General features: G+C 60.6%; 11 protein-coding genes. 5 read left to right on the forward strand and 6 right to left on the reverse strand.

What is annotated here, in order from left to right; translation table 11 throughout:
* Window positions 1-20: 20 nt before the first annotated feature.
* Entirely contained in the window at window positions 21-2,309 is a 2,289-nt protein-coding gene (tynA, locus tag QYH43_RS06525; protein WP_095152863.1) for a primary-amine oxidase, read from the reverse strand.
* A 306-nt stretch (window positions 2,310-2,615) separates the two neighbouring features.
* On the opposite strand from tynA, the gene QYH43_RS06530 reads away from it, so the two are divergent.
* Window positions 2,616-4,655 (forward strand): FAD-dependent oxidoreductase, encoded by a 2,040-nt coding sequence (locus QYH43_RS06530; RefSeq protein ID WP_095152864.1) that lies wholly within the window; start codon window positions 2,616-2,618, stop codon window positions 4,653-4,655.
* A gap of 64 nt (window positions 4,656-4,719) precedes the next feature.
* Window positions 4,720-5,646: a 1-aminocyclopropane-1-carboxylate deaminase/D-cysteine desulfhydrase gene (locus QYH43_RS06535; protein ID WP_301156672.1), complete on the forward strand. Its 927-nt coding sequence runs from the start codon at window positions 4,720-4,722 to the stop codon at window positions 5,644-5,646.
* Between the two features lie 122 nt (window positions 5,647-5,768).
* On the opposite strand, the gene QYH43_RS06540 is transcribed toward QYH43_RS06535, so the two are convergent.
* The 3 genes from QYH43_RS06540 to QYH43_RS06550 form a co-directional block, all read right to left on the reverse strand.
* Window positions 5,769-6,329, reverse strand: coding sequence for a cytochrome b (locus QYH43_RS06540; protein ID WP_095060994.1), 561 nt, complete (start codon window positions 6,327-6,329; stop codon window positions 5,769-5,771).
* Window positions 6,330-6,528: 199 nt separating this feature from the next.
* Complete coding sequence (gene phnX / locus QYH43_RS06545; protein ID WP_095151648.1) at window positions 6,529-7,356, reverse strand: phosphonoacetaldehyde hydrolase; 828 nt, start codon at window positions 7,354-7,356, stop codon at window positions 6,529-6,531.
* A 152-nt stretch (window positions 7,357-7,508) separates the two neighbouring features.
* Window positions 7,509-8,618 (reverse strand): 2-aminoethylphosphonate--pyruvate transaminase, encoded by a 1,110-nt coding sequence (locus tag QYH43_RS06550; RefSeq protein WP_301156673.1) that lies wholly within the window; start codon window positions 8,616-8,618, stop codon window positions 7,509-7,511.
* A gap of 109 nt (window positions 8,619-8,727) precedes the next feature.
* Here QYH43_RS06550 and QYH43_RS06555 point away from each other — a divergent pair, with 109 nt between their 5' ends.
* On the forward strand, window positions 8,728-9,591 hold the full coding sequence (locus tag QYH43_RS06555) for a LysR substrate-binding domain-containing protein (protein WP_301156674.1): 864 nt from the start codon (window positions 8,728-8,730) through the stop codon (window positions 9,589-9,591).
* Between the two features lie 119 nt (window positions 9,592-9,710).
* Here QYH43_RS06555 and QYH43_RS06560 read toward each other — a convergent pair whose 3' ends face one another.
* Complete coding sequence (locus QYH43_RS06560) at window positions 9,711-10,583, reverse strand: LysR family transcriptional regulator (RefSeq protein WP_095151645.1); 873 nt, start codon at window positions 10,581-10,583, stop codon at window positions 9,711-9,713.
* A gap of 269 nt (window positions 10,584-10,852) precedes the next feature.
* On the opposite strand from QYH43_RS06560, the gene QYH43_RS06565 reads away from it, so the two are divergent.
* Both QYH43_RS06565 and QYH43_RS06570 read left to right on the forward strand, forming a co-directional pair.
* Window positions 10,853-12,178, forward strand: a complete 1,326-nt coding sequence (locus QYH43_RS06565) for an MFS transporter (RefSeq protein ID WP_301156675.1) — start codon at window positions 10,853-10,855, stop codon at window positions 12,176-12,178.
* A 68-nt stretch (window positions 12,179-12,246) separates the two neighbouring features.
* Complete coding sequence (locus QYH43_RS06570; protein WP_095059592.1) at window positions 12,247-13,638, forward strand: FAD-dependent oxidoreductase; 1,392 nt, start codon at window positions 12,247-12,249, stop codon at window positions 13,636-13,638.
* Window positions 13,639-13,640: 2 nt separating this feature from the next.
* Here QYH43_RS06570 and QYH43_RS06575 read toward each other — a convergent pair whose 3' ends face one another.
* The gene (locus QYH43_RS06575) at window positions 13,641-15,053 is read right to left on the reverse strand and encodes a type VI secretion system Vgr family protein (RefSeq protein ID WP_301156676.1); all 1,413 of its coding nucleotides are present in this window, start codon (window positions 15,051-15,053) and stop codon (window positions 13,641-13,643) included.
* Window positions 15,054-15,155 lie beyond the last annotated feature (102 nt).

Consider the following 15,155-nt stretch of genomic DNA (forward strand, 5'->3'; position numbering starts at 1 on the left):
CTACAGGGGTTACTGCGTGTCTACTTCGGTGCGTTGAGGTTCAAGGTCGGCGTTTCATCGAAGAAGTTCCACGGCTTCAACAGCACATGCACCCACTCCGTCGGCATGATCGGCCATTCCTCGGCCCGGGCGATGTGGGTGGTGCCGGTGGTCAGCCAGACCACGTCGTCGGTGTTCTCGATGGACTGGTTATCCTGAGTGAACTGCCCCAGCCCCGAGTCTTTGTCCGAGCGGTTCGGGTACTTGCCTTCCGGGTACTTTTCCTCCGGGTTGTACTGCGTCACCCACAGCTGCTTGTCCATGAAATTCAGGCGATGGTAGAGCCATTCGTCCTTGCCGAAGTTGGCGCCCTTGGCCACCGGATGCGTACCGCCGGCATACGGAATCAGTTGATAGGAAACGGTGTTGCCGACCTTGTTTTCCTTGCCGGGGTTGCTCAGCAGGCGCACGGTCGACGGGTCGAATTTCTGCGCTGCTTGCTGTTCGGTGGTGACCACTTTGGTGTCGGTCTGCATGGTGCTGGTGCGCGGGCCGCCACGGTCGTTGGGCAGCACCACCGGGTTCACTTCCACCAGTGAGTTCTGCTCGCCGTCCACGTCCATATCGAGGCGGAAGTTATAGATGTGCTGGTGCGTGGTGCCGACGATGTTGTGGTCCAGCAAGGTGCCGTAGCGCGTGTCTTCCTTGGCGGTGTCTTCGTGCATGGTCTTGGACTTCACGCCCTTGACCGCTTCGATGCCGGTGGCGCCGGCATCGATGCCGATGGTGCCGTTCTGCTGGAAGACCCAGTCGAAGATGTAGTCGTAGTTGCCGACGGTGCTGATCCAGCGCACCACCAGTTCACGCCGTTCGGTACTGAGGTTGGGCTGGCCCATTTCCTGGTGCTTGTATTCCGGGCCGGCGTAGCGCTCGAACACCGCCATGGCGCGCGGGATCGAGGTTGGGGCGCCAGTGTAGTCGGCGATGGTGGCGTCCAGCAGCACGGCGTTTTCCGGGGCGTCTTTACCACGGGCAATCGGCGAGGTCAGCGTGCCCATGCCGTAGTCGCCGGAGTCGAGGTACGCCTTGAAGTACCAGCCGACATCCGGGTCGCCGTAAGGCACGATCATGCCGCCCAGCGAGCCTTCGTACATGATTTTGCGCTTCTTGCCCTTGTCGTCATAAGTGACGGTGGACAGGATCGGGCCGACCCGCGAATCGAGGCGGACGTGGAAATCCCAGTTCTGCCAGTGAATGCTGTTGCCGGTGATGGTGTAGTTCTTGCCTTCTGGCTCGGTGATTTCCAGCGGCTTGACCGTCACGCCCTTGCGTCCGCGGCCGTCATACGGCGTCGGTTTCATCGGCACCGGAATGAGCGCATCGTCTTCGATCTTGATCAGCTTCTTCTGTTCCAGATCAACAATCGCCACCAGGCCTTCGATCGGGTGCGCCCAGTAGTTGCCGTCATCGACATTGAGGTAGCTGACGATTTTCAGCAATCGCTTGTCCTGCGCCAGGCCGTCCTTGCCATCGAAATAGCCGACGGTCAGCGGCGTGGCCACGACTTTCTTCACGTCGTTGATGCCGCGCTTGGCCAGGGCCTGCGCGTATTCGGGGCTGTTTTCCACGGCCGTTTGCACCGCGACGAAATCGTCCAGCAGCACCATACCGTGGGCGCCTTCGATCGGCTTCCAGGACTTGAGCTGTTTGCTGTCCAGATCCACCAACGCTTCGATCACATGCTTGCCGTCCAGCACCACAATGTTGGCCTGGCGCGGCTGCGTGACGTTTTGCCCGGTGTAGACGAAATTCCACACCTGATCCTTTGGCGGCGTCTTGACTGAGATTTCGGTGAAGCGGAAACCGGGTTTGTAGTTTTCCGATTGCTTGACGATGTCCACCGCCGCCGTGATTTCGGCTGCGCTCAGAGGATTGAGCGGGTTGGGGCGGGTCTCGACGACAAAGGTCGTGTCCAGGCCGGACTGGAACACCTGATTGATGAAGTCCTTGGACATGAAGGCCGTCTTGTCCTTGAACACCACCGGTACCGTCAGCTCCATGCGCTTGCCGTTGAGCATGGCCACTTTGCTGTTCGGCTTGACCTTGAGGTAGACCCCGTCCTTGGCGATGGTGAACAGGTTGGCATAGTCGTCCCACTTCACCGTGGCGCCAAACTCCTCAAGCCCTGCTTGCAGTGGCACCATGTCGGCATGGCCGCCATGGGCCTGGGCATTGCTCGCCCAAAAAGGCAGGCCAAGGGCGCTCAGGGAGATGGCCAGGGCGAGCCGGGCAAGGGGGGATCTTTTTGGCAGCGCGGTGGGGTTGAACATAGGGGAGATCCTGAGGAAAAGCCGGGTACGGGTGTTTTTGTACTTTGCTACAACTCGCGCAGTTCTGCTTTGGAATTGCTGCCAGATTTCTTTGGCTCTGTGCCGTCAATTGAATCGCCCGAGTGATCCTGCATGAGGATTGACACCCGGAGGGTGAGCCTGAGGGTGTTGCTGCGCATTTCGATCATTAAGTTGTGAGTTTAGGTCATTGAGTGAGAGCGAAGCGGCTCTTAGTCTGTCGGACATGTCAGATGGGGGCCGTAGAGCTCCTGCATATTTCCGTGATCGCTCGAAGTGGAGTTACCGATGACCGCCGCTCATTACCCGCACCTGCTGGCTCCGCTGGACCTGGGTTTTACCACCTTGCGCAACCGCACCTTGATGGGTTCAATGCACACCGGCCTTGAAGAGAAACCGGGTGGCTTCGAGCGCATGGCCGCGTACTTCGCCGAGCGGGCCCTTGGCGGCGTCGGCCTGATGGTGACTGGCGGTATCGGCCCGAACGAAGAGGGGGGCGTGTACTCCGGTGCAGCCAAGCTGACTACCGAAGAGGAAGCGCTCAAGCACCGCATCGTCACCCGTGCCGTCCATGATGCGGGCGGCAAGATCTGCATGCAGATCCTCCATGCCGGTCGTTATGCCTACAGCCCGAAACAGGTGGCGCCCAGTGCGATCCAGGCACCGATCAACCCGTTCAAGCCCAAAGAGCTGGACGAGGAAGGCATCGAGAAGCAGATCAGCGATTTCGTCACCTGCTCGGTACTGGCGCAAACCGCCGAGTACGACGGCGTGGAAATCATGGGCTCCGAAGGTTATTTCATTAACCAGTTCCTCGCCGCCCACACCAACCACCGCACCGACCGCTGGGGCGGCAGCTACGAAAATCGTATGCGCCTGCCGGTGGAAATCGTCCGTCGTGTGCGTGAAGCGGTAGGCCCGAACTTCATCATCATTTTCCGCCTGTCGATGCTCGATCTGGTCGAGGGCGGCAGCTCCTGGGAAGAAATCGTGCTGTTGGCCAAGGCCATCGAACAGGCTGGCGCGACCATCATCAACACCGGTATCGGCTGGCACGAAGCGCGGATTCCAACCATCGCCACCAAAGTGCCGCGCGCGGCCTTCAGCAAGGTCACGGCCAAGCTGCGTGGTTCGGTCAATATTCCGCTGATCACCACCAACCGTATCAACACCCCGGAAGTGGCCGAGCAGATCCTGGCGGAAGGCGATGCCGACATGGTGTCCATGGCGCGGCCGTTCCTGGCCGATCCGGACTTCGTCAACAAGGCCGCCGAAGGGCGCGCCGATGAAATCAACACCTGCATCGGTTGCAATCAGGCCTGCCTCGATCACACCTTTGGCGGCAAGCTGACCAGTTGCCTGGTCAACCCGCGTGCCTGCCATGAAACCGAACTCAACTATCTGCCGGTGCAGCAGTTGAAGAAAATTGCCGTGGTCGGTGCCGGTCCTGCCGGTTTGTCCGCCGCGACCGTGGCCGCAGAACGTGGTCACCAGGTGACGCTGTTCGACTCGGCCAGCGAAATCGGTGGTCAGTTCAACATCGCCAAGCGCGTGCCAGGCAAGGAAGAGTTTTACGAAACCATTCGCTACTTCAACCGCAAGTTGCAGACCACCAACGTCGAGGTGTGCCTGAACACCCGTGTCGACGTCGCTGCACTGGTCGAAGGCGGTTACGACGAGATCATCCTGGCCACCGGTATCGCGCCGCGCTTGCCGGCGATTCCGGGCGTGGAAAACGCCAAGGTGCTGAGCTACCTGGACGTGATCCTTGCGCGCAAACCGGTCGGCAAACGTGTCGCGGTGATTGGCGCCGGTGGTATCGGTTTTGACGTCTCGGAATTCCTCGTCCATGAAGGCGTAGCGACCAGTCAGGATCGTGCTGCGTTCTGGAAAGAATGGGGCATCGATACGCACCTGGAAGCTCGCGGCGGCGTTGCCGGTATCAAGGCTGCGCCTCACGCGCCGGCCCGCGAAGTGTTCCTGCTGCAACGCAAGAAATCCAAGGTTGGCGATGGTCTGGGCAAGACCACTGGCTGGATTCACCGCACCGGTCTGAAGAACAAGCAGGTACAAATGCTCAACAGCGTTGAGTACTTGAAGATCGACGACGAGGGCCTGCACATCCGCATTGGTGAAACCGGCGAGCCGCAAGTGCTGCCAGTGGACAACATCGTGATCTGTGCCGGGCAGGATCCATTGCGCGAGCTGCATGACGGGCTGGTGGCGGCGGGGCAGAACGTGCACCTGATCGGCGGCGCGGATGTCGCGGCGGAGCTGGATGCGAAGCGGGCGATCAATCAGGGTTCGCGGTTGGCGGCCGAGCTGTAACACACATTCAGACCACCCACCAAGGTGCTGCTAAGATGCCGGATCTTTCCAAAGATCCGGCATCATGCTTTCTTCTCCAGACAACTGGCTTCCTCACGCTCCCCTCGAACCCCTTCACCTCGACTGGCTGGCCCGCGCCGGCATCGAAGTCGCGATCCTGCGCCTGGATCAGATCGATCCGCTGATCAGTGGCAACAAGTGGTTCAAGCTGATCGAACACCTCAGGGCGGCAGAAGTCGCGGGCGCCGAGGGCATCATCAGCCTCGGTGGCGCCCATTCCAATCACCTTCATGCGCTGGCGGCGGCGGGCAAACGATTCGGTTTTTCCACTGTCGGGCTGTTGCGCGGCCATCCACAGCAAACCCCTACGGTGGGGGATTTGCAGGCATTTGGCATGCAGTTGCACTGGTTGGGTTATGGCGGATATCGCGCCCGGAATGAACCGGGTTTCTGGCAGCCGTGGCAAACCCGATATCCGACGTTGCATCCGGTACCTGAGGGGGGCGGTGGTTGGCTTGGCGCTCGGGGTTGCATGCAGTTGAAGGAAACGGTTTGCACGCAACTGGACGGTTTGGGCTGGAGCGACTACGACGGCTGGTGGCTGGCCTGCGGCACTGGCACCACACTGGCCGGTCTGGTGCTGGCTGAGGCGGGGGAACATCCGGTTTACGGCGCGTTGGCGGTGCCTGATGACCATGGCGTGGCGCAACAGGTCGAATTGATCATGGAGCAAGCGGGGGCGGTGGATCCGGTGTATGAACTGTTCGATGCCAGTCGCGGCGGCTTTGCGAAGGTCGATCCAATGCTGCTCGACTTCATCGAACAGACCGAGCAGGTCAGCGGCATTCCACTGGAGCCTTTGTATACCGGCAAGGCTTTGCTGGCGCTGGAGCAGCAAGTCGAAGCAGGACAGTTTGCCAGGGGCACACGACTTGTCTTTATCCACACGGGCGGCTTGCAGGGGCGTCGCGGGTTTGATTCACCGATCTGAAGGGCATCGCCAACCAGTGTGGGAGCGAGCCTGCTCGCGATGAGGTCAGGTCATTCAATACATCTGTTGAATGATAGGGCGCCATCGCGAGCAGGCTCGCTCCTACAGTTTTACAGGTGGTCTCAGGTATCGCGGTTCACCCGTTTTGGCATCATCCGCAACAACGTGTTATCGCCCACCACATAATGGTGATACAGCCCGGCAACAGCATGCAGGCCGATCAGCCAGTAGCCAATGGTGCCACCGAGCACATGCCAGCCTTCCAGTTGTTTGGCGAACGCCTTGTCTTCGGCCACCAGCAACGGCAGGTCGAAACCGTAGAACATCACCTGATTGCCTTTGGCGCTGGTGATCAGCCATCCGAGAATCGGCATGGCGATCATGAAAACATACAGCGCCCAATGCATCAGCCTGGCCAGCACCGTTTGCCAGCGCGGTGAGGCCGGAAAGATTTGCGGGGCCGGGCCGAGGCTGCGCGCGAACAATCGCAGCCAGACCAGAACGAATACGGTCAGGCCGAGCATGAAGTGTGATTCGACGATCAGCGTGCGGCCGCCACTGCCCTTGGGAAAAATCCCTCGAAGCTCGATACAGGCGTAAACCAGCACCAACAGGACCAGCATCAACCAATGCAGCGCAATCGATACGGTGCTGTAGCGCGAGGCGGAGTTTTTCCATGGCATACAGTGTTCCTCAGAGGTCCGGTTTAAAGCCACCGTTCTTGTTCGACGGTGTGCTTTAACTCTAAGCCCGTTTCACTGGGTTTGCCTGAGGCTATTGGTCGCGGGATGCTCTGATTCCGCTAATAGACAGGAAAAACGCACCGCCCCCCTGTAGGCGCGAGCAGGTTCGCTCCTACAGGGGGGCTGTGTTTTGTTGTGATCAGCTCGACTGCGGCATCTCGCCATTGGCCAGACGCTTGTTGATGTCAGCGATCACTTCCGGCAAATCGGTGATGGTGTCGATCATGTAGTGCGGGCGCGAGCCTTCGAACATGGCGTGGATGCGCTTGCGTTCGCTGTCCAGTTTGTCACTGGCCAAGGCGCGATAACCTTCGTAGTCCAGACCCAACGCGTTGCCCGAGCAGATCAGTGCCACGGTCCACATCCCGGCACGACGGCCTTCAAGAATGCCTGGCACGGTGTCGTCGATCTTCACACAAGCGGCGACATCGTCGATGCCCAGGGCGATGACGTTGGCCAGCGCCTGGGCCGGCCATGGACGGCCGTTCGGCACTTCGTCGGTGGCGACCACGTGGTCGGCAACGTAGCCGTTGGTAGCGGCCAGTTCGACCACTTTGTCCATTACCTGCTTCGGGTAGCCGGAGCAGGAGCCGATCTTGATCCCTTGTTGGCGCAAGTTGGCGATGGTGTCCAAAGCCCCCGGGATCAGCGCCGAGTGTTCGGCGATTTTTTCAATCTGCAGCGGCATGAAACGTTGGTAGATGGCGGTGACGTCATCGTCGGTCGGCGTGCGGCCGAATACTTTGCGATAACGCTCGGCAACTTCCGGCTGATCGCACAGGGTGCGGATGTGATCCCACTTGCCCATGCCCATCGGGCCACGCGCTTCTTCGATGGACACCTGGACGTCGAACTCGGCGAAGGCTTCGACGAAAATCTGGGTTGGCGCGAAGGAACCGAAGTCGACGACGGTACCGGCCCAGTCGAGGATGGCGGCTTGCAGCTTGGTTGGGTTGGTGTAGTTCATGTCTGGAAATCCTTTGGCAACTGACTAATGGGGGCTGCTTTTACTGTGGGAGCCAGCCTGCTGGCGATGAGTGCCTGACATTCAACGGATGTGTTGGCTGACAGTCCGCTATCGCGAGCAGGCTCGCTCCTACAGGGGGAATGTGGTGTGGGTTAGATTTCGAGCACTTCCATCTCGCGCAACACTTCAGCGATCGCGGCTACGGCTTCGCGCATTTCGGCCGGTTGGACGTAGCCGATGCAGCCGACGCGGAAGGTTTCGACCTGGGTCAGTTTGCCGGGGTAGAGGATGTAACCCTTGGCCTTGACCCGTTCGTAGAAATCCTTGAACGCGTAGCGCGGATCTTTCGGGGCGTGGAAGGTGGCGATGATCGGCGCCTGGATCGCGGCCGGCAGGAAACTGCGCAGGCCCAGTTTGCCCATCTCTTCCATCAATGCCTGGCAGTTGGCAGCGTAGCGCTTATGCCGGGCCGGCAAGCCGCCTTCTTCGTTGTATTGCAGCAGGGCTTCGTGCAGCGCGGCGACCACGTGGGTCGGCGGAGTGAAGCGCCATTGGCCGGTCTTGGCCATGTAGGTGTGCTGGTCGTAAAGGTCCATCGCCAGTGAGTGCGAGTTGCCGGCGGCGCTGGCCAGGGACTCTTTGCGGGCGAAGACGAAGCCCATGCCCGGCACGCCTTCCAGGCATTTGCCTGATGCAGCGATCAGCGCGTCGAACGGGATTTGTTGCGCGTCCACCGGCAGGGCGCCGAAGGAACTCATCGCGTCGATGATCAGGCGTTTGCCGTGTTGTGCAATGACCTCGGCGATTTCCGGCAGCGGATTGAGGATGCCGGTGCTGGTTTCGCAGTGAATCAGCGCCACGTGAGTGATGTCGGCATCGGCGCGCAGCAGACGGTCGACGTCGGCGGCGGTGGTCGGTTCGTCTTCAGCGGTTTCAAAGGTGCTTAAGGTGCGGCCGAGCACTTCGCAGATTTTCGCCAGGCGCTTGCCGTAGGCGCCGTTGATCAGCACCAACACTTTGCCGTCGCGAGGCACCAGCGTGCCGATTGCCGCTTCGACCGCGAAAGTGCCGCTGCCTTGCAAAGGCACGCAGTGGTGGGTGGCGGCGCCGTTGATGATCGCCAGCAGTTGCTCGCACAGGCTGGCGGTCAGTTGATTGAAGCGGTCATCCCATGAACCCCAGTCAACCATCATTGCCTGACGGGTGCGGGCCGACGTGGTCAACGGGCCGGGGGTGAGCAGGATGGGGGCGGCAATACTCATTCTCGTGTCCTCGCATTCGATGGGATGAAGCTACGGGGCTTAAATTGCAATTTGCCGACTTATCAATCAAATTGTTTATTGTTATGCCAGCCATCAGTGAGGGTTATCCATGAACCTGTTCCAGCTCCGCGCCTTTGATGCCGTGGCCCGGGAAGGCAGCTTTACCCGGGCGGCCGCACGGTTGTTCATCAGTCAGCCGGCAGTCACCGGGCACATCAAGGCTTTGGAAGAGCACTACCAGATCACCTTGTTGCGCCGCACCGCCCGACGGGTGGAGCTGACGGAGGAGGGCACCAAGCTCGCGGCGATCACCCGGGCGATGTTTGGCCTGGCTGAAGAAGCTCAAGTGATGCTGGAGGCCAACCGACAATTACTGACCGGACGCCTGGAAGTGGCGGCGGACGGTCCGCACATGGTCATGCCAATGCTCGCAAGCCTGCGGGCACGTTATCCGGGGATCACCGTGAACCTGCGCTTGGGCAATGCCCAGGAAACCCTGGCAGCGCTGTTGTCCGAGCATGCCGACGTGGCGGTGCTGACCGAAGTCGAGCCGCGCAAGGGCTTGCACTTGCAAGCGCTGAGCGAATCGCGGATTTGCGCGCTGGTGCCGCACACGCATCCTTGGGCGCAGAAGCCCAAAGGCGTGCAGCTCAAGGAACTGGATCAGGTGATCATGGTGTTGCGTGAACCGAGTTCGATTACCCGGCGCACCTTCGATGAGGCGTGCACCCAGGCCAAGGTCAATCCACGGGTGTTGCTGGAACTGGACAGCCGCGAAGCGGTGACCGAGGCCGTGGCCGCCGAACTGGGGGTAGGGGTGGTGGCATCAGTGGAGGTCAGCCACGATCCACGGGTGACTGCGGTGCCGATCATTGGCGAGGGGCTGGTGAACCGGCACATGATGGGGTGCATGGAGCGAAGGAGGGATTTGCGGTTGATTCAGGCGTTTTTCGGGTTGGCGCCAGTCAGGTAGACCGAGTTGCCTGCAATCGCGGGCAAGCCCACACACAGGGATTTATTCTAGTTCGCCGATATTGTGTGCAACCCGATACCTGTGGGAGCGTGGCTTGCCCGCGATGGCGTCGGACCTGCCTACACCAGACTCTCGCGCACCATCTCCAGAAAAGTCGCCACCACCCGTCGTGAACTCTGCTCGCGCAAGCACACCAGGGTTTCCGTCAGCCTGCGTTTGCAATCCGTAATCGGCAACGCACATACCCGCGAATCCGCACCAAATTCGGCCGCCGACACTACGCCTACGCCAATCCCGACCACCACCGCCTCTCGCGCAGCTTCCCGCCCTTCGACCTGAATCGCCGGACGGATGCGAAACCCGGCGCCGGCCATTTCCTCTTCCAGCGTCTGGCGGGTCACGGAACCGATTTCACGCAGCACCAGTGGTGTGTCGTCGAGGTCAGCCAGGCAGATGGATTCACGATCGGCCCACGGATGATTGCGTGACACGAACGCCACCATCGGGTCGTTGCGCAGCGGCAGGGAGAGCAGGCGTTCATCGCTGACGTCACGGCCCAGCAATGCCAGATCAGCCTGATAGTTGAAGAGCCGGAACAATGACTCATCGGTATTGCCGGTTTCGATCTTCACGCTGATCCCGGGGTAGCGCTCACAGAACCGGGCAATCTGCGGCAGCACATGGACCGGTGCATCCACCGCCAGAATCAGGCTGCCAGTCTGCAAGGCCTGGGAATCCTGCAACAGTTCCTGGGCCTCGGCTTCGATGACGAACAGTTTCTGCGTCACGCCGAGCAGGCGCTCGCCCAGATCAGTCAGGCGTACCGATCGTTTGTTGCGGTGAAACAGCAACACGCCGTAGCGCTCTTCGAGTTTGCGCACCTGGTCGGAAATCGCCGGTTGCGTCAGAAACAGGCGTTCGGCGGCCTTGGTAAAACTTCCATGCACTGCCACGGCGTGGAAAGCCTTGAGCTGGGCGTGGGACACCGACATGGGAATCTCCAGTAACAAGCTGAGCTTATATTTGAAATACGATAAATCGATTTCACTTATTAATCAGTAATTGTTTTTATCCACCTCAGCCCCGGTGACTGGTCAGTCGAACAGCAGCGGGAGGCATGAGCCTGTGCGTGCAACTACAGGACTCATCTGACCGGTATCCGCCGCAGGGACAGGGCGATATCGCAGTGCTCAACAATAAAAACACAGGCGTTTTCTTCCAAATTCTGCCGGCACACTCACACCCTGAGGTCAGAACCACAATGAACAAGCACATCGGCACCATCAAGCGTTGGCGCATGCAGATCTTCGCGATCACCTGGCTCGCCTACGCCGCTTTCTACTTCACTCGCAAAGCTTTCTCTGTCGCCAAACTCGGCATTGGCGAAGACCCGACGTTCATGCTCGACAAAATGACCATGGCCAACCTCGATGCCATTTACCTGGCCGCCTACGCCGTGGGCCAGTTCGGTTGGGGCATCCTGGCCGACCGTTTTGGTCCGCGCGTCGTGGTGCTCGGTGGTTTGCTGATTTCCGCCGGTGCGGCGCTGGTAATGGGCAGTTTCGCGACCTTGCCGATTTTCGCCACCTGCATGCTGATACAAGGCCTGGCGCAGTCCACCGGATGGTCGGGACTGTGCAAAAACCTCGGCAGTTTCTTTCCCTCCGAGCAACGCGGGCGGGTATTGGGCCTGTGGAGTTCCTGCTATGCCTTTGGTGGTCTGGTGGCTTCGCCGTTTGCCGGCTGGTGGGCGTACACGCTCATCGGCAGCTGGCATGCGGCGTTCATTTCCAGTGCGGCGGTGGTTGGGCTGGTCGCCGTGCTGTTTTTTATTTTCCAACGCAACAAACCGGAAGACGTCGGCCTGCCGGCGGTGGAGCCGGAACCTGAGCTGACCGCCGAACAAGCTGACGCGCAAAGCAAAATCAGCATGTGGGAGCCTTTGAGGGAGATCCTGCGCAACCGCACCGTGCTGGTGCTGGGTTTGGCGTACTTCATGCTCAAACCGGCGCGCTACGCGATTCTGCTGTGGGGGCCGGTGATCGTTTTCGAACAGATGCCCTCAGTGGGCAAGGTCGGCGCGGCGATCATTCCGACTGCGTTTGAACTGGCCGGATTGCTCGGGCCGATCATGATCGGTCTGGCCTCGGACAAACTGTTCGGAGCCCGTCGCATGCCAGCCTGTGTGATCAGCCTGTTGGCATTGACCGTGTCCTTGGCGTTTTTCATGGGCGCCCTGCATACCGGCAGCGTGCTGCTGGTGGTGATACTGCTGTTCGTCATGGGCCTGACGCTTTACGGACCAGACTCGATGATCAGCGGCGCGGCCGCCATTGACTTCGGCACTGCCAAGGCGGGTGCCACGGCGGCCGGTTTCGTCAACGGCTGCGGGTCGGTCGGGGCGATCCTCGGTGGATTGCTGCCGGGCTACTTCGACACCGTCACGGTGTTCATTGTCTTTGCCGGCTGCGCGATGTTCTCCGCACTCGTCTTGATCCCGCACTGGAACAGCCGCCCCGGTGGCCTGGGTACCCATTACGCCTACGTGCCCAACCGGGCAATGGCCATCAAACCCCTGCGAACCTGAATCCTGTCCCGCGCAGCCTGCTGCACTGGTGGCAGGCCGGCGTGTGGACGTCTGACTGGAGATGACCCATGAGACCCTTTTGGCTGGACCAGGCCTTGAAGGCTGATACATCCGAACCCTGCCCGCCACTGGAGGGCGACAGCCGCGCCGACGTCTGCATTGTCGGCGGTGGTTACACCGGGTTGTGGACCGCGATCATGCTCAAGGAACAGAACCCCGAGCTGGATGTGGTGCTGATCGAGGCAGATATCTGCGGTGCTGGCGCCAGTGGTCGCAATGGCGGCTGTGCGCTGTCGTGGTCGGCCAAGTACTTCACCCTTGAGCGGCTGTTCGGTGTTGAAGAGGCCGTGCGTCTGGTCAAGGAATCCGAGCGCAGCATCCATGCCATCGGCGACTTCTGCGAGCAGTACGCGGTGGATGCCGATTATCGCCTCGACGGCACGCTCTACACCGCCACCAACCGCGCGCAATGTGGCTCGACTGACGCGGTCATTGCGGCGCTGGAGCGCAATGGCATCAACTCGTTCACCCAGCGACCAGTGGCCGATGTGCAGCGCATGGCCGGTTCCAGCAAACACCTGGAAGGCTGGTTTTCCCCGGCAGCGGCCAGTGTGCAGCCGGGCAAACTGGTGCGCGGGTTACGCCGTGTCGCCCTGCAATTGGGTGTGAGGATTTACGAAAACACCGCGATGACCGGGCTGGAAGAAGGCAAGCCGGCGGGAATACAAACGCCGAACGGTACGATTCGCGCCGATCGGGTGGTGCTGGCGATGAACGCGTGGATGGCTCGCGCCTTCCCGCAGTTCGAGCGCAGCGTGGCGATCGTTTCCAGCGACATGCTGATCACCGAACCTCGGCCGGACCTGCTCAATGAGATCGGCTTGACCAGCGGCGTCACGGTGCTCGATTCGCGGATTTTCGTGCACTACTACCACAACACCCCGGACGGCCGGATCATGCTTGGCAAGGGCGGCAACACCTTCGCCTTTGGCGGGCGCATGCGGCCGGTATTCGATCAACCGTCGCCTTATGCCGGCTTGTTGCAGAGCAGTCTCGCGGATTTCTTCCCGGCGTTTGCCGACGTCAAGGTCGAGGCAACCTGGAACGGCCCGTCGGATCGATCGGTCACCGGGCTGCCGTTCTTCGGGCAGATGAGCGCCAGTGGCAACGTGTTCTACGGTTTTGGCTATTCCGGCAGCGGGGTCGGGCCGTGTCATATGGGCGGGCAGATTCTGGCGTCGATGGTCCTGGGCCTGGACAACGCCTGGACCCGTTCGCCACTGGTGAACGGACCGCTGGGCTTTTTTCCACCGGAGCCGATTCGCTACCTGGGGTCGTTGATGGTGCGCAACGCCATCCGCCGCAAGGAGCGCGCCGAAGACCACGGACGCCGCCCTCGTCACCTGGATGTGCGCCTGGCGAAGTTCGCGGCGGCAGCGGGCAAGGCCGACAAGGGCTGATATCAAAGCTCGAAATCCGAACGATTGACCAGCCAATCGAGCAGCAGGCGGCTGTCACCGACGGGTCTCGGATTGGGCGCAGGGCGCGGCGGTTCGAGTGGGGCCATGACCGCGCAGAGCACTGGCCGGTCCGGATCACTGTCGAGGAAACTGACCAGCACATCGCTGCCGGCCACGGGCAGTCGGCTCAGGTTGCCAGGGTCCTGCGCGCAGGCCAGTGCAACCGGCAGCCAAAGCCCGGCAGATTCGTCTGTATCCGTTTGCAGGGAAGACCAAATGTTGACCCGAATCCGCCCTTGTTCATCCCGGTCTGCCGGCTGCCCGATCGGGCCGCACACCCGGGCCGGCTGATAGCCCGGAATGTTGGGCCGGGGTTGCTTGAGTGCCGGCCGGAACGCGGTCGACCAGGGAATGGCAGTGAACCGGTTGTGGTACTCCAGCGTCACGCCCGGCGTGTTTTCGGCAAAAGGGGAGATCGGTTGCCCTTGATGCCACACCTCGGTGACCAGCCATTGATCATTGAAACTCGTCAGCGGATGTCCCGACACCTGCACAATCCGCGCACTGCGCAATGCACCCAGATGGCTCCGTCCCTCTATTTGTAGCTGTCGACAACGCAGCCGCTCCAGCTGTCGACGACTGAGCTGATCGCGGGCAGGACTGCGCAACGGTGGCATGGTGGGCGGCAGTGAGTGATTGGCGGCGCCATCGGTAACGTTTGCCGTACCTCGATTTCCAGGGACAGGGCGCGGCGGCGAGGGCCGCGACACATGGCGCTGAAACAGTTCAGTGATCATCGGCTCTTTCGTTTCATCGAACGCGTCGCTCTGGAACGTCGTCAACAATGCGTCCTGGGGGAAGCTCAGGCTGTCATCGGCCAGAACCAGCACGTGCCCGTCGCGCTGATGCTCGAAGTGGTAGTGGATACCTTCTTCTTCGCAGAGCCGTTGCAGCAGGTCCAGGTCTGTTTCCTCGTACTGAATGCAAAACGCTCGCACAGGGTACTGGCCGGTGGTCAGTTCGAAGCGATAGCTGTCGGCGGGCAGTTCATTTTCCTCCAGCAACCGGTGCAGGATCATGGGCACGCTCAAGTGCTGGAAAATGCGGCGGCGATGTTGATCCAGCGTTTTCAGGCGGGGGATCAGCTGCAGTTTGTAGGCGACCTGGAAGGTGCCACGGTATTCGAGACCGGTACTGCACAAAACGCCATGAACGCCCTGACCTGGGCCTAGCCCGAGGTAGGCCGGTTGATTCTGCAATCGCTCCAGGCTCAAGGCCGGAGCCAGGCCGATCACCTCGATCTCGAAACGATAGGGCTGGTTGAGCGCTTCATGACCACTGAACCGCACCACCTGAAAGTGCAAATCATCGTCGAGCAGGGACAAGGTGAAGGGACTTTGCGTGTCGTTATGCATCGAACTCGCTGCTGCCATGGAATACGGGTGAAGAGGGTACGAAACCGCAGCGCTTTGTGGTCATCGCAAATCGACTTTTCAGAATCGCCCTACAACCGCCGG

The organism is Pseudomonas sp. C32 (assembly GCF_030417915.1).
Lineage (GTDB): Bacteria > Pseudomonadota > Gammaproteobacteria > Pseudomonadales > Pseudomonadaceae > Aquipseudomonas.

Bases quoted from the DNA above. Each gene is read 5' to 3' on its own strand.
- QYH43_RS06575 (WP_301156676.1), bottom strand. From the start codon at position 15,053: ATGCATAACGACACGCAAAGTCCCTTCACCTTGTCCCTGCTCGACGAT.
- QYH43_RS06555 (WP_301156674.1), top strand. From the start codon at position 8,728: ATGAACCTGTTCCAGCTCCGCGCCTTTGATGCCGTGGCCCGGGAAGGC.
- QYH43_RS06570 (WP_095059592.1), top strand. From the start codon at position 12,247: ATGAGACCCTTTTGGCTGGACCAGGCCTTGAAGGCTGATACATCCGAA.
- QYH43_RS06535 (WP_301156672.1), top strand. From the start codon at position 4,720: ATGCTTTCTTCTCCAGACAACTGGCTTCCTCACGCTCCCCTCGAACCC.
- tynA (WP_095152863.1), bottom strand. From the start codon at position 2,309: ATGTTCAACCCCACCGCGCTGCCAAAAAGATCCCCCCTTGCCCGGCTC.
- QYH43_RS06540 (WP_095060994.1), bottom strand. From the start codon at position 6,329: ATGCCATGGAAAAACTCCGCCTCGCGCTACAGCACCGTATCGATTGCG.
- QYH43_RS06560 (WP_095151645.1), bottom strand. From the start codon at position 10,583: ATGTCGGTGTCCCACGCCCAGCTCAAGGCTTTCCACGCCGTGGCAGTG.
- QYH43_RS06565 (WP_301156675.1), top strand. From the start codon at position 10,853: ATGAACAAGCACATCGGCACCATCAAGCGTTGGCGCATGCAGATCTTC.
- QYH43_RS06550 (WP_301156673.1), bottom strand. From the start codon at position 8,618: ATGAGTATTGCCGCCCCCATCCTGCTCACCCCCGGCCCGTTGACCACG.
- phnX (WP_095151648.1), bottom strand. From the start codon at position 7,356: ATGAACTACACCAACCCAACCAAGCTGCAAGCCGCCATCCTCGACTGG.
- QYH43_RS06530 (WP_095152864.1), top strand. From the start codon at position 2,616: ATGACCGCCGCTCATTACCCGCACCTGCTGGCTCCGCTGGACCTGGGT.